This window comes from Sphaerisporangium sp. B11E5, assembly GCF_039871875.1.
In the GTDB taxonomy this organism is placed as follows: domain Bacteria; phylum Actinomycetota; class Actinomycetes; order Streptosporangiales; family Streptosporangiaceae; genus Sphaerisporangium.
Map to the genome: position 1 here is coordinate 201,804 of NZ_JBDPMD010000005.1, position 22,740 is coordinate 224,543.

15 protein-coding genes are annotated in these 22,740 nt (G+C 72.8%); 6 read left to right on the forward strand and 9 right to left on the reverse strand.

The genetic code is table 11. The annotated features are described in order from the left end of the window. The first annotated feature begins 83 nt into the window (after positions 1 to 83). Positions 84 to 2,891 (forward strand): AAA family ATPase, encoded by a 2,808-nt coding sequence (locus tag ABGB17_RS07550; protein WP_347627077.1) that lies wholly within the window; start codon positions 84 to 86, stop codon positions 2,889 to 2,891. 88 nt (positions 2,892 to 2,979) lie between these two features. Here ABGB17_RS07550 and ABGB17_RS07555 read toward each other — a convergent pair whose 3' ends face one another. The 4 genes from ABGB17_RS07555 to purN form a co-directional block, all read right to left on the reverse strand. After that, positions 2,980 to 5,208, reverse strand: a complete 2,229-nt coding sequence (locus tag ABGB17_RS07555; RefSeq protein WP_347627078.1) for a M4 family metallopeptidase — start codon at positions 5,206 to 5,208, stop codon at positions 2,980 to 2,982. Positions 5,209 to 5,857: 649 nt separating this feature from the next. Beyond that, the gene (locus tag ABGB17_RS07560) at positions 5,858 to 6,709 is read right to left on the reverse strand and encodes a bifunctional methylenetetrahydrofolate dehydrogenase/methenyltetrahydrofolate cyclohydrolase (RefSeq protein ID WP_347627079.1); all 852 of its coding nucleotides are present in this window, start codon (positions 6,707 to 6,709) and stop codon (positions 5,858 to 5,860) included. A 51-nt stretch (positions 6,710 to 6,760) separates the two neighbouring features. Beyond that, positions 6,761 to 8,308 carry a bifunctional phosphoribosylaminoimidazolecarboxamide formyltransferase/IMP cyclohydrolase gene (purH, locus tag ABGB17_RS07565; protein ID WP_347627080.1) on the reverse strand — a complete coding sequence of 516 codons (1,548 nt, stop codon included), beginning with the start codon at positions 8,306 to 8,308 and terminating at the stop codon, positions 6,761 to 6,763. Beyond that, a complete protein-coding gene (gene purN / locus ABGB17_RS07570; protein ID WP_347627164.1) occupies positions 8,305 to 8,964 on the reverse strand; it encodes a phosphoribosylglycinamide formyltransferase in 660 nt (219 codons plus the stop codon). The genes purH and purN overlap by 4 nt, the downstream gene beginning before the upstream one ends. A gap of 81 nt (positions 8,965 to 9,045) precedes the next feature. Here purN and ABGB17_RS07575 point away from each other — a divergent pair, with 81 nt between their 5' ends. Continuing rightward, entirely contained in the window at positions 9,046 to 9,453 is a 408-nt protein-coding gene (locus ABGB17_RS07575) for a hypothetical protein (RefSeq protein ID WP_347627081.1), read from the forward strand. Positions 9,454 to 9,553: 100 nt separating this feature from the next. After that, positions 9,554 to 9,850, forward strand: coding sequence for a UBP-type zinc finger domain-containing protein (locus ABGB17_RS07580; protein WP_347627082.1), 297 nt, complete (start codon positions 9,554 to 9,556; stop codon positions 9,848 to 9,850). Positions 9,851 to 9,910: 60 nt separating this feature from the next. On the opposite strand, the gene ABGB17_RS07585 is transcribed toward ABGB17_RS07580, so the two are convergent. The 3 genes from ABGB17_RS07585 to ABGB17_RS07595 form a co-directional block, all read right to left on the reverse strand. Then, the gene (locus ABGB17_RS07585) at positions 9,911 to 11,497 is read right to left on the reverse strand and encodes a DUF6350 family protein (protein ID WP_347627083.1); all 1,587 of its coding nucleotides are present in this window, start codon (positions 11,495 to 11,497) and stop codon (positions 9,911 to 9,913) included. A gap of 178 nt (positions 11,498 to 11,675) precedes the next feature. Beyond that, entirely contained in the window at positions 11,676 to 12,473 is a 798-nt protein-coding gene (locus ABGB17_RS07590; protein WP_347627084.1) for an alpha/beta hydrolase, read from the reverse strand. A 31-nt stretch (positions 12,474 to 12,504) separates the two neighbouring features. Beyond that, entirely contained in the window at positions 12,505 to 13,326 is an 822-nt protein-coding gene (locus ABGB17_RS07595; RefSeq protein WP_347627085.1) for an alpha/beta hydrolase, read from the reverse strand. A gap of 158 nt (positions 13,327 to 13,484) precedes the next feature. On the opposite strand from ABGB17_RS07595, the gene ABGB17_RS07600 reads away from it, so the two are divergent. Then, a complete protein-coding gene (locus ABGB17_RS07600) occupies positions 13,485 to 16,214 on the forward strand; it encodes an AAA family ATPase (RefSeq protein WP_347627086.1) in 2,730 nt (909 codons plus the stop codon). A 44-nt stretch (positions 16,215 to 16,258) separates the two neighbouring features. Here the strand turns inward: ABGB17_RS07600 and ABGB17_RS07605 are convergent, their stop codons facing one another. Together ABGB17_RS07605 and ABGB17_RS07610 are read right to left on the reverse strand one after the other, a co-directional pair. Further along, positions 16,259 to 17,068 (reverse strand): alpha/beta hydrolase, encoded by an 810-nt coding sequence (locus tag ABGB17_RS07605; RefSeq protein WP_347627087.1) that lies wholly within the window; start codon positions 17,066 to 17,068, stop codon positions 16,259 to 16,261. Positions 17,069 to 17,144: 76 nt separating this feature from the next. Next, the gene (locus ABGB17_RS07610; RefSeq protein ID WP_347627088.1) at positions 17,145 to 19,781 is read right to left on the reverse strand and encodes an AAA family ATPase; all 2,637 of its coding nucleotides are present in this window, start codon (positions 19,779 to 19,781) and stop codon (positions 17,145 to 17,147) included. 96 nt (positions 19,782 to 19,877) lie between these two features. Between ABGB17_RS07610 and ABGB17_RS07615 the strand changes: the two genes are divergently transcribed. Both ABGB17_RS07615 and ABGB17_RS07620 read left to right on the forward strand, forming a co-directional pair. Next, positions 19,878 to 20,630, forward strand: coding sequence for an alpha/beta hydrolase (locus tag ABGB17_RS07615; protein WP_347627089.1), 753 nt, complete (start codon positions 19,878 to 19,880; stop codon positions 20,628 to 20,630). Between the two features lie 652 nt (positions 20,631 to 21,282). Then, entirely contained in the window at positions 21,283 to 22,716 is a 1,434-nt protein-coding gene (locus tag ABGB17_RS07620; protein WP_347627090.1) for an endo-1,4-beta-xylanase, read from the forward strand. Positions 22,717 to 22,740 lie beyond the last annotated feature (24 nt).

Genomic DNA, 22,740 nt, shown 5'->3' on the forward strand with positions numbered 1-22,740 from the left:
TTGTCACTCGGAGGGGTTGACCGTGGGCAGGGCTAGGTGGATAACTGAGCGGGGGTCAGCTAGCCGTTCCTTTGGAGCCGTGGATGAGTGTGCCCTCACCAGGGTTGGTCGGACGGGCGGGTGAGTTACGGGCGGTGGTCGAGGCGGTGACGCGGCCGCCGGCGGTGGTGTTGGTCGAGGGGGAGGCGGGGATCGGGAAGACGCGGCTGGTGCGGGCCGCGCTGGGGCGGGTTCCTTCAGGGGATCGGGTGGTGTTGTTCGGGGATTGTCATCCGATCCGGGAGCCGTTTCCTTATGGGCCGGTGTTCGAGGCGTTGCGGGACGTCGAGGGGCGGTTGCCGCCGGCTTCGGAGTTGAATCCGGTGACGGGGGCGTTGCGGGGGCATCTGCCGGAGATCGCGCACGCGCTTCCGCCGTCGCCGCAGCCGCTGGACGATCCCCGGGCGGAGCGGCACCGGGTCTTCCGGGCGATCCGGGCGTTGCTGGCGGCGGTGGGGCCGGCGGTCCTCGTCATCGAGGATCTGCACTGGGCCGACGACGGGACGCGGGACCTGCTGCGCTTCCTCACCGGCAGGCCGCCCGAGGGGCTGGCGGTGGTGGCGACGTACCGGCGGGACGGGGCGGCGCGTTCGCCGCTCGGGCCCGCCTACCTGCATCAGCCGGACACCACGTACGTCGTGGTGCCGCTCGCCCCTCTCGACGCGGGGGACGTCGGGAACCTGGCGGCGGCGCTCATGGATCGCTCCGAGCTGCCGTCCTCGTTCGTCAGCATGCTGCACGAGCGCACGGCGGGCATCCCGTTCGTGGTCGAGGAGGTACTGCGGTCCCTGCCGGACGCCGAGGGGCCGGACGCGCTGGACCGGGCCGGGGTGCCGCAGCTGCTGCGCGAGGCGATGGCCGACCGCATGGCGGGGCTGTCCCCGGCGGCGGTCGGCGCGGTGCAGGCCATGGCGGTGTTGCGGGTCCCGGCGGGCGAGCAGCTCATCACGGCGGTCGGCGGCGACCCGGCGGGGCTCGGCGAGGCGCTGCGCGCGGGGGTGCTGCACGAGCAGCCCGACGGCCGGTACGGCTTCCGGCACACGCTGGCCCAGCAGGCGGTGTACGACGCCATCCCCGGGCCGGAACGCCGTTCCGCGCACGACCGCGCGAAGATGGCGCTGGAGGCGATGGACTCCCCGCCTTTGGTGCAGCTCGCCTTCCACGCCCGCCGGGCCGGGGACATCGCCGCGTGGCTGCGGCACGGCACCGCCGCCGCGCAGCAAGCCGCGACGCTCGGCGACACCGCCCTCGCCATCGAGATCGTCGAGGGCATGCTGGAGGACGCCGACCTGCCCGCCGGCCACCGGGGGCCGCTCGCGCTGATGCTGAGCCGCTTCGCCGCCACCGGCCTTTCCCACCAGCGGGTCGTGCGGCTCCTGCGGTACGTCCTGCGCGACGACTTCCTGTCCCGGGGCGTGCGCGGCGAGGTACGGCTCAACCTCGGGGTCGTCCTGTCCAACCAGGCGGGCGACTTCTCCACCGGGCGGGCGGAGATCGTCGCCGCGCTCGCCGAGCTGAGCGACCGCCCGACGCTCGCGGCCCGCGGCTGGGCCAGCCTGGCCCTGCCCGGCTGGAGCACCGACCCGCTGTCCACGCACCAGGAGTGGATGGCGCGGGCCGAGTCGCTGGTCGCCGCCACCGAGGACCCGGCGCTCGCCGCCGCGGTGCGGGCCAACCGGGCGTCCCTGGAGATGATGATCGGCTCGCCGGACGCGTTCGCCGTGGCCGCCACGCTGCCGGTGGCCGACCCGCGCACCGCCGTACGCCGCGAGGTCGCCCGCGCGTACTCGAACCTGCACGACGCCGCCACCACGCTCGGGCTGCACGCCTCGGCGGCGCGGTTCGCCGAGGAGGGGCGGCGCCTCGCCATGGAGACCGGCGCGCAGTACCCCGCGTACCTGCTGGACTCCTCGACGGTGCGCCGCGACTGGCTGACCGGGCGGTGGGACGGGTTGCGCGACCGGGCGGCGGCCCTCGGCGAACTGGTCACCGAGACGCCGCCGATCGCGGTGGACATCTGGCTGGTGCTGGGCTCGCTCGCGCTGGCCACCGGCGAGTGGGACGAGGCGTACCGGTGGTTCCAGGCCGCGGGGCTGGACGCGCCGGACGCGCGGTACGTGCCGGTCGTCGCGGCGGCCTCCGGAGGGATGATCGACCTGCACCTGGCGCGCGGCGCGCTGGACGCGGCGGTCTCCGAGGCGCAGCGGGCGGTCGCCCGGGTGCGCCGCAAGGGCGTGTGGGTGTGGGGTGCGCCCCTGGTCCCGCCGGCGGTCACCGCGCTGGCCTGCGCCGGGCGGCTGAGACCGGCGGCCGCGCTGGTCGCCGAGTACGCCGAGGGCATCGCCGGGCGCATGGCCCCCACCGCGCACGCCGCGCTGGACGCCGCCCGCGGGGCGCTCGCCACCGCCGAGCAGCGGCACGCCGACGCCGTGGCCTGCTTCGCCCTGGCCAGGGAGGCGTACGCCGCGCTGCCCGAGCCGTACGCGGCGGCGCGGGCCGGCGAGGGCGAGGCGCGGGCCCGGCTCGCGCTCGGGGACGAAGGCGCCGCGGCGGGCTTCACCGAGATGGCCGAGCGGTTCGCCCGGCTCGGCGCCACGCACGACGCGGCCCGGTGCCGGCGCGCGCTGCGGGACATCGGGGTGGGGTTCCAGCTCCCGAAGGGGCGGCGGCGCGACGTCAGCGTGTTGTCGCAGCGGGAGCGGGAGGTGGCGCGGCTGGTCGCCCTGGGGCGCACCAACCGGGAGATCGCCGACGTGCTGTTCCTGTCCACACGCACGGTGGAGAGCCACGTGGCCACCGTGCTGCGCAAGCTCGGGGTGCGGTCCCGCACCGAGGTGGCGCCCCCGGCATGACCCCTACGCGGCCGTCCCCCTGCAACGGTGAACCCCCGGGACCGGCGGATCCCGGGGGTCGCTCTCACCGATCGCGGTCAGGCCGCGGTCAGACGGTCACGGTCCACCAGTCGAGGAAACCGGTGTCGAGAAGGTAGGCGTCGTAGACCTCGAGGGTCCACGTGCCCGCCGCCACCTGGCTCACGCTCGCCGTGTAGGTCCGGGTGCCGAAGGACGTGCAGCTCGAACCGCCGTAGTTCTTGAGCGTGTAGTACGTGCCGCTCGGGCCGCGCAGCCGGATCCGCAGGTCCTCCGCGCAGGTGTGCGAGATCGTCACCACCACGGTCACCGGCGACACGGCGTTGCCGCTCGCGGTCGAGGTGATCGGGCTGTTGACGGTGGAGCCGTCGTTGATGGTGTAGTTGGTGTCGTTGCGGAACGTCCGGCCACCGGAGGAGCCCGTGACGGTCAGCGTGTACGTCGCGGTGTGGACGACCGAGCCGGTGCCCGTGATGGTGATCGGGTAGGTGCCCGGCGGTGTGGAGGCCGTCGTGGCGATCGTCAGGGTGGACGAGGAACCCGAGGTCACCGACGCGGGGCTGAAGCTCGCGGTCGCGGTGGCCGGCAGGCCGGAGGCGCTGAACGTGACCGTCTGCGCGCTGCCCGCGGTGGTCGCGGTGGACACCGTGCTGGTGGCCGATGCGCCCGGTGCCACCGAGCCGGCGGTCGGGCTCAGCGCCATCGAGAAGTCGTTGCTGGAGGAGCTGCAGGTCGGCTCGCCCGACTGCGCCGGCACGCTGATCGCGTTCCAGGCCGCCTTGGTGGTGGCGCACTCGACGCTGGCCGCGCCGTACAGCTCGACCGCGGCCTGCAGGGAGTGCAGGCGGGCGGTGGCGTACCGCCAGGACGAGGTCTTGCGCTGGAGCGCGCCCATGAAGATCCGGCCGGCCTTCTGGATGCCGATGCCGGTCACCGACGCGGGGCCGCCGGAGCAGATCGGGCTGTTCGGCTTGCCGCCGCCCGGCGCGGAGCCCTCGGCGAGCAGGTAGAACCAGTGGTTGAACGGGCCGGCCGCGGCGTGCACCTCGGTGTTCGGGATCGAGGAGGACCAGCAGTTCGGGTCGCCGGCGAGGCTCGGCTGGTACATGTACCGGATGGGGCCGTCGCCGACCAGGTTGACCTCTTCGCCGACCTGGTAGTCCGGCGGGTCGTTCGGGTTGTTGGTGTACGCCTCGGTGAGCGCGCCGAAGATGTCGCCGGTGGCCTCGTTGATGCCGCCGTTCTCGTTGCCGGAACCGGCGCCACCGGGGGTGGTCTGGAAGATGGCGTGACCGAACTCGTGCGCGACGACGTCGATCGGGGTGGCCTGGCGCTGGTTGTCCTGCGAGTGGCCGAAGTTGGTGTAGCTGCCGTTCCAGTACGCGTTGACGTCGTTCAGGCCGACACGGGCGGGGAAGCCGCCGCCGCTGCCGTTGATGCCGTTGCGGCCGAGCCATGCGCCGAGCATGTCCCATTCCTTCTGCACGGCGTACAGCGCGTCGACACAGGCCGTCTCGAGGTTGGTGCCCCCGCCGTTGCCCCAGGCGTCGTCGGTGCCGGTGTAGGTCGAGCCGTTCTGGCCGCCACAGCGGATGCCGCTGCGGGTGGGGTCGGCCATGGACCAGGACGTGCCCGAGCCGGTCGTGTTGAAGGTGACGGTGCCGTTGTAGTAGCCGGTGCCGGTGCCGGCGCGCACCTCGTCGTAGGAGTCGGCGATCTCGCCGGTCCTGGCGTCGACGAACACGTGCTGCTTGCTCGGCTTGCCGTCGGCGACGCCGGCGACCATGGCCTCCCAGGCGAGGCGCGGCTTGGCGCCCCAGGCGAGCACGACCAGGCGGGCGGCGGCGGTGTCGTCCACGCGCGCGAGCATGGTCTTGGCGGTCTCGGTGGCCGCTTCTGCCGTGACCGCCGGCGTGGTGGACAGGCTGACCCGGGTGGCCGGGGAGGCGGCCGTGGTGGAGCGCACCCGCCCGCTGGAGTCGGCGACCACGACCGCGTCGCCGCCCACCATGGGCAGGCCCTTGTACGTGCGGTCGTAGGTGACGTAGTACAGGCCGCCCGCGCCGGCGGTCACACCGGTGCGCTTGTAGGTCTCGCTGAGACCGACCTTCAGGTTGTCGAACCCGCTGGCGACCGCCTGGTCGGCCGCGGAGGTGGCACGCTGGACGGGGTCGGCCGCGGCGGCCTGGATCTTGTCCTGGCTGCCGGGCGGGGGCTTGGCCGCGGCCGGAGTGGCCGGGACCACCACGGCGACCATCGCCGCCGCCGCGGTCACCGAGAGCAGAGCTCTGCGCCTCATGGGCGTTGTTGTCCTTTCTCTGCCTCCCACGCCGCGCCACTGGGGTGAGTGCGCACGACGACCACACCGCCGGGTAGGGACCCGGCGGCCCGGTTCAGTGGGAGTTGGGGGGTGACGAGAGAAATCGATGCGATGCACACCGGTCACGCGGACCGGCGGAGACGTTCTCCCATGGCTGGATCGACGGCCATGGCCTTCAGCGACCGCTACGGCGGGAAGTGGGGAAATGTCACGTCGCGGCACTCCTCCTGACCTAGGGCGGGCCATCACCGCCCTGCCGCGACGCTAGGTCCTCGACCCCTTCGTTGAACATCCGTAGCGGCATCCGTATAAGTACGGAAAAATCCCCCAAACCACGAATCCATAGCAGGTCAGAGGGGTGCCGCGAACTATGGATGACCCACCGCCACCCTCACGACGTACACCCGCATCCACCGGTTCACCCCACCCGGTGGGTGGTGGTGACCGGGGCGGCGGTCACCCGAAGGGAGCATGAGCCGGAGAGACCGGAGGAACCGCGGCCCTGGGAAGACCACGACCGGAGAACAGGCCGCCGCCGCCGGCGACTGGGCCCTGGACCTCTACTGCGGCGCCGGGACCTGGAGAGGCGGCGGCCCGGGGACACCGTGGCCGGGGAGGGTGCTCTGGGTCAGTGGGGGCGGTGTTCGGCGGCTTCCACCACGTTGGTGAGGAGCATGGCGCGGGTCATGGGGCCCACGCCGCCGGGGTTGGGGGCGACGAACCCCGCCACCTCGCGGACGTCGGGGGCGACGTCGCCGGCGAGTTTGCCGTCCACGCGGGAGACGCCCACGTCGAGGACGGCGGCGCCGGGCTTGATCATGGAGGCGGTGATGAGGCCGGGGACGCCGGCGGCGGCCACCACGATGTCGGCGTCGCGGACGCGGGCCGGGAGGTCGTGGGTGCCGGTGTGGCAGAGGGTGACGGTGGCGTTCTCGGTGCGGCGGGTGAGGAGGAGGCCGAGGGGGCGGCCGACGGTGATGCCGCGGCCGATGACGGTCACGTCGGCGCCCTTGATGGGGACGCCGTACTCCTGGAGGAGGACCACGATGCCGCGCGGGGTGCACGGCAGGGGGGCGTCGACCATGTGGACGAGGCGGCCGAGGTTGACCGGGTGCAGGCCGTCGGCGTCCTTGGCCGGGTCCATGCGCTCGATCAGGGCCTGGGTGTCCAGGTGGCGGGGCAGCGGGAGCTGCACGATGTAGCCGGTGCAGGCGGGATCGGCGTTGAGCTCGTCGATGGCGGCCTCGACCTCGGCCTGGGTGGCGGTCTCCGGCAGGTCCCTGCGGATCGACGCGATGCCGACCTCGGCGCAGTCGCGGTGCTTGCCCGCCACGTAGATCTGGCTGCCCGGGTCGTCCCCGACCAGGATCGTGCCGAGGCCCGGCGTGACGCCCTGCGCGGCCAGCCGTGCCACCCGCTGCGCCAGATCGGCCTTGATCTTGGCGGCGGTCGCCTTACCGTCGAGAATCTGCGCGCTCACAGCTCGCCATCATCCCATGCCGCCGCGCCACGGGGCGCGGCGGCGTCCACGTCAGTGGAAGAAGTGCCGGGTGCCGGTGAAGTAGAGGGTGACGCCCGCCTTGGCCGCCGCGGCGATCACCTCTTCATCCCGCACGGAGCCACCGGGCTCGACGACGGCCTTGACCCCCGCCTCGATGAGGACCTCCAGCCCGTCGGCGAAGGGGAAGAACGCGTCCGAGGCGCCCACCGACCCCGCGGCCCGGTCCTCCGCCCTTGCCACCGCCAGCCGCGCCGAGTCGACCCGGTTGACCTGCCCCATGCCGACACCCACGGTGGCGCCGCCGGAGGCCAGCAGGATCGCGTTGGACTTCACCGAGCGGCAGGCCCGCCAGGCGAACGCCAGGTCGGCCAGCACCTCCGGCGAGGCGGGCTCCCCCGCCTTGAGCTCCCACGAGGCCGGGTCGTCGCCTGGCGCGTCCACCCGGTCCACGGTCTGCGCGAGCAGGCCGCCGTCGATACGCCGGAACTCGGCCGGGTTGACCGGTCCCCCGGGGCAGCGCAGCAGCCGGATGTTCTTCTTCTTGGTGAGCACGTCCAGGGCCTCGGGCGCGAAGGACGGCGCCACCACCACCTCGGTGAAGATGGGGGCGATCTGCTCGGCCAGCTCGGCGGTCACCTCGCCGTTCACCGCGATCACCCCGCCGTACGCCGACACCGGGTCGCAGGCGTGCGCCTTGCGGTGCGCCTCGGCGACGTCGGCCCCCACGGCGAGGCCGCACGGGTTGGCGTGCTTGATGATCGCCACGGCGGGCTCGGCGAAGTCCCACGCCGCGCGCCACGCGGCGTCGGCGTCGACGTAGTTGTTGTAGGACATCTCCTTGCCGTGCAGTTGCTCGGCGTTCGCGAGGCCGTCGGTGCCGCCGGAGTACAGCGCGGCGCCCTGGTGGGGGTTCTCGCCGTACCGCAGCACGGCGCGTCGCTGCCACGTGGCGCCCATGAAGCCCGGCCAGGCCGAGTCCTCCTCGGGCGTGTAGACGTTGGCGAACCACGAGGCCACCACGGTGTCGTACGAGGCCGTGTGGGCGTACGCGGCGGCGGCCAGGCGGCGCCGGTCGGTCTCGGTGAACCCGCCGGCCTCGATCGCGGCGAGCACGTCGGCGTACCGGCGGGGGTCGGTGACCACCGCCACGGTGCCGTGGTTCTTGGCCGCGGCGCGGATCATGGCGGGGCCGCCGATGTCGATCTGCTCGACACACTCCTCCGGCGAGGCGCCGGAGGCCACGGTCTCCTGGAACGGGTACAGGTTGACCACGACGAGCTGGAACGGCTCGATCTCCAGCTCTTCGAGCTGCTTGACGTGGGAGGGGTTCGCGCCGTCGGCGAGCAGACCGGCGTGCACCCGCGGGTGCAGGGTCTTGACCCGGCCGCCGAGGCACTCGGGGAAGCCGGTCAGCGACTCCACCGGCGTCACCGGCACCCCGAACGACGCGATCTTGGAGGCCGTGCCGCCCGTGGACACGATCTCGACGCCCGCGGCGTCCAGGGCCCGGACCAGCTCCTCCAGCCCGGACTTGTCGTAAACCGTGATCAGCGCGCGCCGGATGGCGATGCGGCTCACTTGGTGCTCCTCCCTGTGTCCGGACCGCCCGGACGTAGTGGCTCTGCCGAGGGCGCGCCGCCGAGGCGGACCCGGCGGCCGGTCACGGTCCAGCCGTCCCGTGCCATGCGGCCGACCACCTCGACCAGCAGGCGGCGTTCCACGGTCTTGATCCGCTCGTGCAGCGTGGACTCGTCGTCACCATCCTCCACGCTCACCGCCTCCTGGGCGATGACCGGGCCGGTGTCAACGCCCGCGTCCACCAGATGGACCGTGCAGCCGGTCACCCGCACGCCGTACGCGAGGGCCTCGGCGACCGCGTGCGCGCCGGGGAAGGACGGCAGCAGGGCCGGGTGGGTGTTGACGACGGGGAAGGCCGCGAGCACCTCGGGGCCGAGGATCTTCATGAACCCGGCGGAGACCACGAGGTCGGGTTCGTGCGCGGCCACGGCGTCGCGCAGGGCGGTGTCCCACGCCGCGCGGGTGGGGTGGTCGGACACCCTGACCACGAACGACGGCAGCCCGGCGCGCCCGGCCCTGGCCAGCCCTTCGATGCCCTCGCGGTCGGCGCCCACGGCGACGACCCTGGCGCCGAATGCGTCATCGGCGGAGGCGTCGATGAGGGCCTGTAGGTTGGTCCCCGAACCGGAGACGAGGACGACGAGCCGAGCCGACAGGGCTGCACTCCTTCAGGGCGACGTTGACGTACGGCAGTCAGCGTATCGGCCCTCGCGCTCCACGACGCAGAGGAGGTCGGGGTGCTACCACCCGCCGAGACTTCGGGGGCCGAGATCGGGCGCCGTGCGCTGCTGCTCTCGATCGGCGCCCTGGCGCTCACCATGATCGTGCCGGTGCTGGGGCTGGCCCTCGGCGTCGTCGCCGTCGTGGTCTGCTTCCGCGCGTGGCGCGCCCTCTCACGGAAGAAGTCCTCGGTGCTGATGCCCGTGCTGGGCTCGCTGGTCTCCGCCGTCTCGATCGTGCTCGCGGCCTCGGTGACCTGGTTCCAGACGTACTTCAGCGGCGAGCTGACCGCGTACAACGAGTGCATGAAGGGCGCGGGGACGACGACCGCGCAGCAGGTGTGCGTGACGCAACTGGAGAAGGCCATGGAAGGCAAGCTGCCGTTCGTCGCGCCTGGCACGCTGCAGTTGCCGTTCCCTCCATGATCACCGACAGCGGAAATATCCCTGCTGTCATCGCACTTTGTACAAATGAGGCCCCGGCACCGATGCGGTCCTCACAGCACAACCGCCCTAGGAGCACCAGATGACCCACTGTTCTCACCTGGACCTCGTCAACGACGTGGCCCCTGGCACTCCGGCCGGCTGCGAGGACTGCCTGGCGACAGGCTCCCGCTGGGTCCATCTCCGCACCTGCCTGACCTGCGGCCACGTGGGCTGCTGCGACTCCTCCCCCAACCGCCACGCCACCGCCCACTTCCACGGGACCACCCACCCCATCGCCGAGAGCTTCGAGCCCGGCGAGGACTGGGCCTGGTGTTTCCCCGACCAGCTCCTCCTCGAACCCTCCCCCAGCGGCCAGGGCCTGCGCGCCCACGTCTGACCACCCCACGGCCCACGGGCCACACGGCGAATCCGGCGCCTTCGTCCGGTGATCGGCCGGTCAGGGCTCGCGGTCCCAGGCGTACGGGTCCACGTAGATGACGTGGCCTCCGCGGTCGTCGGTCTCGTCGACGATGTCGCCGCGGGGCGGTGCGGTGGACAGGGGGCGGGCGGGGCGGGGGATCTCGACACCGAAAGGTGTGTGTTCGTCGCTCCAGTCGGCACGGATGGCCGGCAGGGGCTGGGTGTCGGCCTCCGTGGCGTCCATCCAGTGCCCGGGGAGGTTCGCGGACGGCTTGATCTTGGCCGTCACCTTGGACAGGACCTCGTCGGCCACCCGCACCGGCGCAGGCGCCGTGCGGGCACCCCGGAACATCGACCACCAGTTGACCAGGCCCGCGGAGATGCCCGCGGCCACCCCCACCTCCAGGGTGACCGACAGCGCCACCTCGAAGGCCGACGGCCCGACCGACGACAGCCGGGCACCGCCGAGCGGCCCCCCGGCCAGGGCGGCCAGCAGCCCCGCCGACAGTCCGGTGGCCAGCCCGCAGCCGAACCCCCACAACGGGGCGGACTCGAACTGCGGGGTGGGCGCCATGCGTGCCACCATGACCCCCGCCGCGATGCCCGCGACGAACGGCACCGCCAGCACCGCCATGAGCGCCGGCGACGTCGTGCCCGGCTCCGGCAGCGCCCCCAGCACCGGCAGGGCGGGCACCGAGCCGAGCTGTACCCCGGTCGGCGCGACCAGCGTGCCCGTCCCGATCATGAACCCGGGGCCGCTGAGGTACGCCAGCCCCCAGATCACCAGGTTCGGCAGGTAAAGCACCTGCAGGAGCAGCAGCAGCACCCCGCCGACCACCCCGGGCGCCAGGAACTCCGACAGCTCCCGCACCTGGCCGAAACCCGCGGCCAGTGCCGTCAGCACCAGCACCAGCCCCGCGCCGAGCATGGTGAGCAGTGCCACCGCCGTCCCCGCGACCAGGGCCCTCGGCCGCTCCGGCAGCAGCCTGAGCATGGACCGCCACGGGCCGATCGTGCGGGCCGTGGCCAGCGAGCCGGCGGCGAACGCCAGCACCAGGTGGCTGAGCAGCGCCTCTCCCATGAACGGCTGGGTCAGGTCGTTGCGGGCGATCAGGGCGACGACGCCTGCGAGCATGGCGTACGGCGCGGCCAGCGACACCCCCGCCTGGACGATGAGCACGAGCTGCGCACGGCGGCGCGCGTTGGCGAGGTCCTTGGTGCTGCCCTTGGGGAGGCGGGCGGGCATCCGCAGCCGCAGGTCGGCGTCCCTGGCCATCCAGAGCGCCGCCCGGTACAACAGCGCCGCCGGCAGCACCGTCAGCCCCAGCGGCAGCAGCCCCACCCGTCCGTCCGGTATCGCGAACCCCGCGTGGTGCGCCGCCAGCCACACCTGGCAGGCCGCCCGGAACACCTCGGCGACCCCCTGCCCGAAAGCCCCCCGCGGCGCCGCGATCCACCCGATGAGCGTGACCGTGGTGAGAACGGCGACACCGACCCCGAGCGTCCACGCGGCGGCCAGCATGCCGGACACCGGCAAGGGACGCCGCGCCTCGTCGTCGTCCCCGGAACTCCGGCTGAGCACACTCCGCGGTCCCGCTCGCAGTTGCTCGAAAAGGGCCGTCACAGTACCCGATTTTCGCAGTCCGCCCCACCCGACACCCGCACCTCACCCGCGTGTCGCGGCAACACCCCGGCCAGGCGCCGTACAAAGGCGCCGGATTCGCCGCAACCAGCGGAACGCCGGGCCTGGGGCACGAGGCCGCCCGGCCGGGAGGAGCCGGCCGGGCGGGGGTGGTGGGGGGTCACTTGGCGTGGGAGATGGCCCAGTCCAGGGCGTCGTCGGCGATCTGCTGCCAGCCGGGTTCTGCGGGCATCAGGTGGGAGCGGCCGGGGTATTCCTTGATCTCTGTGATGGTGGTGGACTTGTAGTGCTTGAGGTTGGACTGCTGGATCTTGGGGGGCATGAGGTGGTCGGCGCCGCCGGAGAGGAACAGCAGGGGGGCGCGGGTGTCGTTGTTGTAGTCGACCCAGACTTCCTGGGGGCCGGGCATGAAGTTGGCGAGGACGCTGTCCCACAGGATGCGGCCTGAGGCGGGCACGTGGTAGCGCTCGTAGAGCTTGCGGGAGTCCTCTTCGCTGAAGGTGTTGGTGAAGGCGTAGTGCCACTGGTCGTGGGTCAGGGCGACGGCTTTGTGGTGGTTGGCGGGGTTCTTGAGGACGGGGAACGTGGCCTTGAGCTGGCTCAGGGGGACCACGGTGACGCCTTCGGTGGGGGCGGAGTTGATGGCGACGCCGGCGGCGCCGAAGCCGTGGTCGAGGAGGACCTGGGTGAAGGCGCCGCCCGCGGAGTGGCCGATCAGGATGGGGGGCTTGTCGAGGCCGCGGATCACGGCCTCCAGGGACTCGATGATCGCGGGCACCCGCAGGGCCTCGATCGGCGTGGGGTCGGCGTTGAGTGCCTCCACCTCCACGTCGAACCCGGGGTAGGCGGGGGCGAGCACACGGTAGCCGCGGGCCTCGTAGTGGGTGATCCATTCTTCCCAGGACCGCGGGGTCACCCAGAAGCCGTGGATGAGGACGATGGTGTCGGGGGTGCTCATGACAGGGAGTTCCTTTCGTTAAGGGAAGAGGTCAGTTCTTGATGAAGGCGAGGAGGTCCTCGTTGAACTCATGCTCGAACGCGCCGGCCAGGCCGTGCGGCGCGCCGGGGTAGACCTTGAGGGTGGCGTCGGGGATCAGCGAGGCCGACAGCGGAGCGGAGGCCGCGAACGGCACGATCTGGTCGTCGTCGCCGTGCGCCACGAGGGTGGGGACGTCGAACCGCTTGAGGTCCTCGGTGAAGTCGGTCTCGGAGAACGCCTTGATGCAGTCGAGCGCCCCCTTGATGCCCACCTGCATGCTCCACAGCCAGAACGCGTCGCTCACGCCCTGCGACACCGCCGCGCCTTCCCGGTTGAAGCCGTAGAAGGGGACGCTGAGGTCCTTGTAGAACTGCGACCGGTCGGACTCCACCCCGGCCCTGATGCCGTCGAACACCTCGATCGGCAGCCCGCCGGGGTTGGCGCCGGTCTTCAGCATCAGCGGCGGCACGGCGCCGAGCAGCACGGCCTTGGCGACGCGCCCGGTGCCGTGCCGCCCGATGTACCGGGTGACCTCGCCGCCGCCGGTGGAGTGCCCCACCAGGATCGCGTCGCGCAGGTCGAGGGTGTCGAGCAGGGTGGCGAGGTCGTCGGCGTAGGTGTCCATCTCGTTGCCGTCCCACGTCTGGCCGGAGCGGCCGTGGCCCCGCCGGTCGTGGGCGACGGCACGGAAGCCGTTGGCGGCGACCAGGCGCATCTGGCCGTCCCAGGCGTCGGCGTTCAGCGGCCAGCCGTGGCTGAAGACGACGGGCTGCCCGCTGCCCCAGTCCTTGTAGAAGATCTCGGTGCCGTCCGCGGCGGTGACGTGGGCCATCTCGGGTCCTTCCGGGTCGGTGTCGATGCCGAGAACGTTAGGTCCGCACCCCGGGGCCGGTAATCCGTCAGATGACTGCACCGCCGTACTTAAGACGGACGTCTGAGAGAATTCGTGCGGAAAAAGCTGATCACAACCGGAGGGGCCGGGATGGCCGGGTGAGCACCCTGTTCGGGCGTGAGCGCGAGGTGGCGGCGGTCGAGGAGCTCGTCGACCGCGTCCACGAGCGCGGCGAGGCGCTGGTCGTCCGGGGTGAGGCGGGCATCGGCAAGTCCGCCCTGCTGGAAGCCGCGATCGGCCGGGCGCGTGAGCGCGGCGTGGTGGTGTCGGGCGCGGCGGGGGTGCAGAGCGAGACACATCTGCCGTTCGCCGGGCTCCACCAGCTCGTGCAGCCGATGCTTGGCGCCTCCGGCGACCTGCCGGTGCGGCAGCGGGAGGCGTTGTTCGGCGCGTTCGGCATGCGTGAGACGGGGGTGCCGGAGCGGTTCCTCATCGCGCTGGCCGTCCTCACGCTGCTCGGCGACGCGGCGGCGTCCCGGCCCCTGCTGATCGTCATCGACGACGTGCAGTGGATGGACCGGCCCACCACCGAGGTGCTGGGCTTCGTGGCCCGGCGGGTGCGTTCCGAGCAGATCGCGCTGCTGATGGCCGTCAGGGACGGCTACCCCACCAGTCTGGACGACGGCGACGTCCCCGAGCTGCGGCTGGGCGGCCTGTCCCCCGACGCGGCCGAGGCGCTGCTCGACGCCCGTTCGCCCGGCCTCGGCGCCGGCCTTCGGCGGCGGGTGCTGGAGGAGGCGGCGGGCAACCCGCTGGCGCTGGTCGAGCTGCCGCTGGCGTTGTCCGCCGAGCCGCCCGCGTCCCGGACGGAGTTCCTGCCGCTCACCGCGCGCCTGGAGCGGGCCTTCGCCGCGCGGCTCGCCGATCTGCCCGCGGCGACGAGGGCGCTGCTGCTGGTGGCCGCCGCCAACGACGGCCACGACCTCGCGGAGGCCCTGGTGGCGGGCGGCATGATGACGGGCGACGTGACGGTCACGGCGCTCGCCCCGGCCGCCGAGGCGGGGCTGGTGGAGTTCCACGAGCGGGCCATCCGCTTCCGGCATCCGCTGGTGCGTTCGGCGATCTACCAGAAGGCCGGCCCGGCCGAGCGGCAGGCGGCCCACGCGGCGCTGGCCACGGTGCACGAGCAGGACCCTGACCGCAGCGCGTGGCACCACGCCGCGTCGATCGTCCACCAGGACGAGTCCGTCGCCGCCGAGCTCGAAGGCGTGGCCGGACGAGCCCGGCGGCGCGGCGCCCTCACGGTGGCGGTGGCCGCGCTGCGCCGTTCCGCGGAGGTCAGCGAGGACCCGGCGGCGCGGGCGGAACGGCTGCTGCGCGCCGCCGAGCTGGCGTTCGAGCTCGGCCGGCGCGACCTGGTCGCCGAGTTGCTCTCCCAGGCGGAGCCCGCCCTGCTCGGCGGGCCGCAACGGTTCAGGCTGGCGTGGCTGCACGAGGTGCTGGAGGAAGGGCGTCACGAGGGCCCTGACCGGGTGCGGCAGCTGGTCCGGACCGTCGAGTCCGTCGAGGCGGCGGGCGACCACGCGCTCGCGCTCAACTTCGTGCGGGCCGCGACCCTGCGGTGCTGGTGGTCCGACCCGGGCTGGGAGCTGCGGCAACGTGTCGTCGTGCTGGCCGAGCGGCTGGCGGCCACCGAGGACGACCCCGAGCTGGTGCTCACCCTGGCCACGGCGAGCCCGGTGGAACGCGGCGCGGACGTCATGGAACGCCTCAGCAGGCTGCGCGGCACCCGCATGGACGCCGCGATGGCGCGGATCGTCGGGGTGGCGGCGACCACGATCGGCGCCTTCGACCTGTCGCTCGGCTTCCTGGACGCCTCGGTGACCGACCTGCGCGCCCAGGGCAGGGCGGGCCTGCTGGCGCAGGCGCTCGCCTCACAGATGTGGGCGCTGGTCTTCTGCGGCGACGTGACCGGCACGCGGCTGGCCGCCGAGGAGTGCGAACGCCTGTCCCGTGAGACCGGGCAGCCGCGCTGGCGGTCCTCGGCGCTGGCGGTCCTCGGGATGCTGGCGGGGCTGCGTGGCGAGGAGGCACAGGGCCGGGCCCTGGTGGCCGAGGGTGAGCAGGTGCTCGGCACCGCCGGGCTGAACTCGGGCGTGGCGCTGCTCCAGCACGCGCGAGGCGTGATCGCGTTGTCCGCCGGGCAGCACACCGAGGCGTTCGGGCATCTGTGGCGGGTGTTCGACCCCGGTGACTCCGCCTACCACCCGATCTGGCGGTTCTGGCTGATCAGCGAGCTGGCGGAGTCCGCGGCGCCCGGCCCGCGGCAGGACGCCGTCCGGTCGCTGATGGGTGAGCTGGAGGGGACCGCCGCACGGTTCCCCTCATCGCTGCTGCACGTGGGCATGCGCCACGCCCGTGCCCTGCTGGCCGGCGACGACGAGGCCGAGGGGCTGTACCGGGAGGCCCTCGCCGCCGACCTGACCCGCTGGCCCACCGCGCGGGCACGCCTGCTGCTCGCCCACGGCGTGTGGCTGCGCCGCCGGCGGCGGATCCTGGAGGCCCGGGTGCCGCTGCGCGCCGCCCGCGACGCCTGCGACGCGCTCGGCCTGCTGGCATGGGGCGAGCGGGCCCGCCGTGAGCTGCGCGCCTCGGGCGAGGCCAGCGACCTGCGTGTGCCGTCCACGGCGGACCGGCTCACCCCGCAGGAACTGCACATCGCCCGCCTCGCCGCCGAGGGGCTGTCCAACCGGGAGATCGGCCAGCAGCTCTACCTGTCGCACCGCACGGTCAGCACCCACCTGTACAAGATCTTCCCCAAGCTGGGCATCACCGCCCGCGCCCAGCTACGCGACGCCCTGAGGGAACGGCACCCCGGGGACGCGTGACGGCCCGGCCCCCGCACGGGGGGCCGGGCCGGTCGTTCAGGGGGTCAGCGGGTCGCCGCGTAGGCGGAGAGGATCTGCCGCACGACCGTGTCGGGGCGGGACTGCATGACCACGTGGGAGGCGCCCTTGACCTCCACCACCGTGCCGCCGGCGCGCTGGGCCATGAAGCGCTGGACGGCCGGCGGGATCACGTTGTCGGCGGTCGGGATGACGAACCAGGACGGGACGGTCTTCCAGGCCGGCACGCCACTTGCGTCGCTGAGGCCGATGAGGTTGCCCGGACGCTGGGTGGCCGCCATCAGGCGGGTGGTGGAGGCGGGCAGGTCGGCGGCGAACACGTCGCGGAACTTGGCCTGGTCGATGTAGCCGTCGAGGCCGCCGGGGTACGCCCTGGTGATCAGGGCCGGGGCGAGTTTGCTGCCGGGGAACTTGTCGGCGAGCTGCAGCGGGTTCTCGCCCTCGTCCGGCGCGAACGCGGCGACGTACACCAGGGCCTTCACGTTGGCGTGGCCGCGTGCGGCGTTGGTGATGGCGGCGCCGCCGTAGGAGTGGCCGACCATGATGACCGGGCCGGCGATGGTGCCCACGATGCTGGAGACGTACTCCGCGTCACCCGCGATGTCCCGCAACGGGTTCGCGGGGGCGATCACCGGGAAACCCGCCGCCTGCAACGCGGCGATCGTGGCGTTCCACCCGGAGGCGTCGGCGAACACGCCGTGCACCAGCACGATCGTCGGTCTGGCCGTGGTCCTGGGCGCCGCCGAGGCGGGGGCGACGGTGGCGGTCAGGCCGAGCATCAGGGTCAGTGCGGTGATCAGAAGGCTCAGCGCACGGCGCCTGGGGCGGATGGTCATGATCTCCCCTCGCGTCTCGTGCCGGGGTCGGCGTCACGGCACGAGCATCCGCTCGGAGCGGGCGGTCCCGAATCGGTCAGATGACTGCATCCGGTGCCGCACCTTCGAGCGCGTCGCGCAGCGCGGCCCGCGAGGTGATGCCGAGCTTGGGGAAGATGCGGTACAGGTGGGCGCTGACCGTGCGGGACGACAGGAACAGCCGCTCGCCGATCTCCTTGTTGCTCAGCCCGGACGCCGCCAGGCGCGCCACTTCGAGCTGCTGCGCCGTCAGCCCGTGGACGGCGCCCGGCCGCTGCGTCACGGCGACGCCGGTGGCGCGCAGCTCCTGCTCGGCCCGCTGCCGCCACGCGGTCGCGCCGATCGCGGCGAACAGGTCGGCGGCCCGGCGCAACTCGGGGCGGGCCTCCCCCGGCCGCAGGCGGCGGCGTTGCAGCTCGCCGAGCGCCAGCCGTACCCGCGCGTGGTCGAACGGCCAGCGCTCGGTCCTCGGCAGCGCGAGCGCGGCCCGGTACAGCGGCACGGCCTCGTCGTCCGGCGCCACCATGGCGCGGGCGGCCATCACGTGCAGCCGCAACCTCGGGGCGCGGCCGGCGAGGCTCTCCGCGGCGGCCGCGTGCGCCCTGGCCTCGGTGATCCTGCCGGTGCGCACGGCCGACTCCACCAGCTCGGACACCGCCCACCGCGCGTACGCCACGTGCGGGGCGATGACGCCGGCCGGGCTGATGCTCGTCCAGTGCTCGTAGGCGGTCTCGTAGTCGCCGTGCGCCATCGCGGCCACCGCCTGGTTGCGTGCGGACAACGACAGGTGCAGGGCGCTGCCGCGCGGCGCGGCCCACTGCTCGACGGTGCGGCTGTACTCCCTGGCGCTGTCGGCGTCGCCGCGGGCGGCGGCGATCCAGCCGAGGCTGCACCGCAGGTCGTGCGCGAGCAGCTCCAGGTCGTGGCGCACGCACAGGTCGAGCCCCGCGTTGGCGCAGGTCTCGGCGGCCTCCCACTGCCCGGCCAGGAAGTGGTCGTGCGCGGCGAGCCAGTAGCCGCTGGCGGCGTGCGTCACCGCGCCGTGGCCGGCCTCGCCGTCGATGAGGGCGCGGATGCGGGTGCGGTAGTCGGGCAGCAGGTCCAGCCACGTGGCGGCCCGGCACAACGCGGCGACCCGGCCGGGCGGGGCGTCGCCGGGCAGCGCGTCGAACGCCGTGCGCACACGGGCCGCCGTCCCGCTGCCGAGGAAGACGTCGTGCAGCAGGCGCACGTGCTCGTCGTCGCAGCCGGCCACGACGCCGGTGACCTCGGCCCATTCCTCGGGGTCCTGCGCGTACGAGGCCGCCATCACCCGGGCCATGAGCCCCGCACCGGGAGCGCCGCGCAGCAGGCGGCGGGCGGCGTCCAGGTCGCCGTCGCGCAGCATGAGGATCTGCGCCCGGGTGGCCACGGCCCGCGCGGGGTCGTCCAGGTGGCGCCGGGCCTCGTCCAGAAGTTCCTGCGCCAGGTCGAACTGGCCGGACTCCCCGGCGAGCTCGGCCGCGTGCTCCAGGCGCCTGGCCTTGGCCTCCGGTCGGGGGGTGAGGGCCGCGGCGCGCTGCATCGCCTTGACGGCGAGGCCGCTGCCGCCGCGCACGCTGACCTCGCGGGCGGCCTTCTCGATCTCGGCGGCCACCTCTTCGTCCGGCTCGACGGTGGCGGCGGCGAGGTGCCACATGCGGCGCTCGGGGTCGGCCTTGTACTGGTCGGCCAGGGCGGCGTGCGCCCGCCTGGTCTCCTCCGGTGAGGCCGTGTTGATGATCGCGGACCGCACCAGGGGGTGGCGGAAGCGCATGCCGGACGGGGTGGAGTCACGGGTGATGAGGCTGAGCCGCTCCACCTCCAGCAGGTCGTGCGGGGACAGCTCGGCCTGGTGCTCCAGCCTGTCGCCGTCCAGGGCCGTCACCAGGAGCGTCGTGCGGATCTCCGGCGGCAGGGACAACACCCGGTCGGCGAACCCGGTCTCCAGGCGGGTGCGCAGCGGGGCGCCGGAGGGGAGCATCTCCACGCCGACGGACGTCTGCGGCAGCTCGGTGAGCGCCAGCGGGTTGCCCGCCGCCTCGGCCAGCACCCGGGCGCGTACGGACCCCGGCAGGCCCGGGTGCAGCAGGTCGAGCAACCGCCCGGACGCGTCACCGTCCAGCGGGCCGATCTCCAGCATGTTGATGCCCGGCGTGACCCGCTCGCGTGCCGTCAGCGGGCGCCGGGCGAAGACGGCGCGCAGGTCGTACGGGCGCAGGCGCAGCAGGATGAACATCATGACCTCGCGCGTGGGGACGTCCACCCAGTGGGCGTCCTCCACGGCGATCAGCACCGGCCCGTCCTCGGCCACCTTGGCCAGCACCGCGAGCGACGCCACCGAGATGGCCAGCCGGTCCGGCGTCGGCCCGGCCGCGAGCCCCATCACCCGCCGCAGCACGTCCTGATGGAACGGCTCCACCCGGTCGAGGTACTCCATGACCGGCGCGAACAACTGGTGCAGCCCCGCGAAGGTGAGCTGCGCCTCGCTCTCGAACCCCGTGCCGCCGAGCACCCGGACGCCTTTCTCCCTCGCGTAGGCGATCGCGGCGTCCAGCAGGACGGACTTGCCGACGCCCGGGTCCCCGTGCAGCACGACGTTCGGCAACACCCCCGGCGCCCGGTCGACGGCCTGCCGCAACACGGCCAGCTCCCTCGCGCGCCCAACGATGTCCACGTGCTCGTCTCCTCAGGGTGCAGTCATATGACCGATTGCTCCGCGCGGCGGCCACGACATGCTGGCCAGGTGCCGCGACTACAGGTGGATTCGGACGTGAGCCTCTTCTTCGAGGACTTCGGCGAGGGGCCCCCTGTCGTGCTCGTCCACGGCTGGCCCCTGACGCACCGTTTCTGGGAGATGCAGGTCTTTCCGCTCGTCGAGTCCGGCCACCGCGTCGTCACCTACGACCGCAGAGGCTTCGGCGCCTCGTCCCAGCCCTGGACCGGCTACGACCACGAGACCTTCACCGCCGACCTGGCCGCGCTGGTCGAGACCCTCGACCTGACCGCGGCGACCCTGGTCGCCTTCTCCACCGGCTGCGCCGAAGCCGTCCGGTACGCCGCCGCGGCGCCGGCCACTGTGACGCGCCTCGTCCTCGCCGCCCCCGCCCTGTACCCCGACCCGGTGGCCGACGATCTGCGCACCGCCGCGAGCCGCCACCGCATCTCCATGCTCGACGACCTGCTCCTGCGCTACTTCTCGGTGGACGGCCTCACCGGCCTGGACGAGCAGACCCGCCTCCACCACCTCCACCAGGCCTCGTCGGCCTCCCCCAAGGCGACCGTGGACTCCCTGAAGGCCTGGACCACCGCCACCCCCGGCGAGCACCTCGCCCGCCTCACCGTGCCGACGCTCCTCATCCAGGCCGAGGCGGACGCGTTCCTCCCCCCGGAGGAAACCACGTCGCGGCTCGCCGCGGCCGTCCCGGCGCTCGAAGCGGCGACCATCGCCGAAGCTCCCCACGGCGCCCCACTCACCCATCACGAGCAGTGGAACGAGCTGCTGCTGAACTTCCTGCACCCATGACGCACCCCGCGACCGTACGCCGCGGGCGCGGGCCCGGGGTATCAGTCACGTGACGTATCCGCACGGGGCGCCGGCCCACGTTAGCGATAACACGATTTAACGACGATCGCCTGCCGGGCCGTCCTACTTCTGCCGTCGCGTACGAGAACCTCCTTCAAAGAATCGGCGACCGGCGAAAACGACCTCGGGGACGTGGTGTCGGCCCCCGGGCGCCCCGCGCCATGGCCGCCGGGCGAGTAACCCCGCCTGGCTGTTAGCGCTAACAAACGACCTTCCCTATGGCGGCTGCTTCTCTGCCGGATGGTTGTGGTGGCAGGGCGGAGCCAATACGAGACGGGGATGCGACGTCAAGGCACGAGATATGACTCGTTCCCAGGGACGGACGACACACGCACGGTTCATCAGGTGTTATCCACTGATCAGCGATAGCGCGGGGCTGAAACTTTCTCAGCGGTCTTGACATGTTTCGTCATGGTTTCCACACTGTGTCCCCAAGGCGGTTCCCTTGTGCCATGTGGTGGCCCACGGCAGGGACCGCCGTCCGCGACGCCCTGGTGGTGTGCGTTCCCCGATCACGGGACGCGGCGTCGATCGCGCGGGGCGACTCCCGCGTGTCCACGCTTTTCCGTGATTAAGTCTGGAGCACTCAGTCATGGGCACGAACGCCATACCCACGCCGGCGAACCGGCGACCCCTCAGGAACCCACGGGTTCTGATCGCCGGCGCCGTCGGCGTCATCGCCGCGGTCACGACGCTGACGGTGCCGACCACCCCGGCCGGCGCCGCGGCGAGCACGCTCGGCGCGGCCGCCGCGCAGAGCGGCCGGTACTTCGGCACCGCGATCAGCGCGGGCCGGATGGGCGACTCGCAGTACATCACCATCGCGAACCGTGAGTTCAACATGATCACGGCCGAGAACGAGATGAAGATCGACGCCACCGAGCCCAACCGGGGGCAGTTCAGCTTCGGCAACGCCGACCGCATCTACAACTGGGCGGTGCAGAACGGCAAGCGGGTGCGCGGCCACACGCTGGCCTGGCACGCGCAGCAGCCCCCATGGATGCAGTCGCTCAGCGGCAGCAGCCTGCGCCAGGCGATGATCGACCACATCAACGGCGTGATGGGCCACTACCGGGGCAAGATCTACGCCTGGGACGTGGTGAACGAGGCGTTCGCCGACGGCAACTCCGGTGGCCGGCGCGACTCCAACCTGCAGCGCACCGGCAACGACTGGATCGAGGTCGCGTTCCGCACCGCGCGGGCCGCCGACCCCGCCGCCAAGCTCTGCTACAACGACTACAACATCGACAACTGGACCTGGGCCAAGACCCAGGCCGTGTACAACATGGTGCGCGACTTCAAGCAGCGCGGTGTGCCGATCGACTGCGTGGGCCTTCAGTCGCACTTCAACAGCGGCAGCCCGTACAACAGCAACTACCGCACCACGATCTCCAGCTTCGCGGCGCTGGGTGTGGACGTGCAGATCACCGAGCTCGACGTCCAGGGCGCCTCGCCGACCACCTACGCCGCCATCACCAACGACTGCCTGGCGGTGCCCCGCTGCACCGGCATCACCGTCTGGGGCGTGCGCGACCAGGACTCCTGGCGTTCGGGCGACACCCCGCTGCTGTTCAGCGGCGGCAACAAGAAGCCCGCCTACGACGCGGTGCTCAACGCGCTGAACAACGCCACCCCCAACCCGACGCCCACACCGACCCCCACACCCACGCCGACCCCCACACCCACGCCGACCCCCACGCCGACGCCGACCCCCACACCCACGCCGAATCCTGGGGGCTGTTCGGCGACGATCACCACGACCAACACCTGGCCGGGGGGTTTCCAGTCGACGGTGACGGTCAACGCCGGCTCCTCCGCGGTCAGCGGGTGGACCGTGCGGTGGACCTGGCCCGGCGGGCAGACGATCAGCAGCCTGTGGAACGGCACGCACAGCGTGTCCGGTTCCGGCGTGACCGTGCGCAACGCCGCCTACAACGGCTCCATCTCCGCGGGCGGCTCCACGACCTTCGGCTTCACCGCCAACGGCAGCGCCGCCACCCCGACCGCGACCTGCACCAGCCCCTGACGGAGGCTGACCACGATGAGGAGA

Excerpts from the sequence above, each read along its gene's own strand:
- ABGB17_RS07550 (WP_347627077.1), top strand. The coding sequence starts at position 84 with ATGAGTGTGCCCTCACCAGGGTTGGTCGGACGGGCGGGTGAGTTACGG.
- ABGB17_RS07555 (WP_347627078.1), bottom strand. The coding sequence starts at position 5,208 with ATGAGGCGCAGAGCTCTGCTCTCGGTGACCGCGGCGGCGGCGATGGTC.
- ABGB17_RS07580 (WP_347627082.1), top strand. The coding sequence starts at position 9,554 with ATGACCCACTGTTCTCACCTGGACCTCGTCAACGACGTGGCCCCTGGC.
- ABGB17_RS07590 (WP_347627084.1), bottom strand. The coding sequence starts at position 12,473 with ATGAGCACCCCCGACACCATCGTCCTCATCCACGGCTTCTGGGTGACC.
- ABGB17_RS07595 (WP_347627085.1), bottom strand. The coding sequence starts at position 13,326 with ATGGCCCACGTCACCGCCGCGGACGGCACCGAGATCTTCTACAAGGAC.
- ABGB17_RS07605 (WP_347627087.1), bottom strand. The coding sequence starts at position 17,068 with ATGACCATCCGCCCCAGGCGCCGTGCGCTGAGCCTTCTGATCACCGCA.
- ABGB17_RS07620 (WP_347627090.1), top strand. The coding sequence starts at position 21,283 with ATGGGCACGAACGCCATACCCACGCCGGCGAACCGGCGACCCCTCAGG.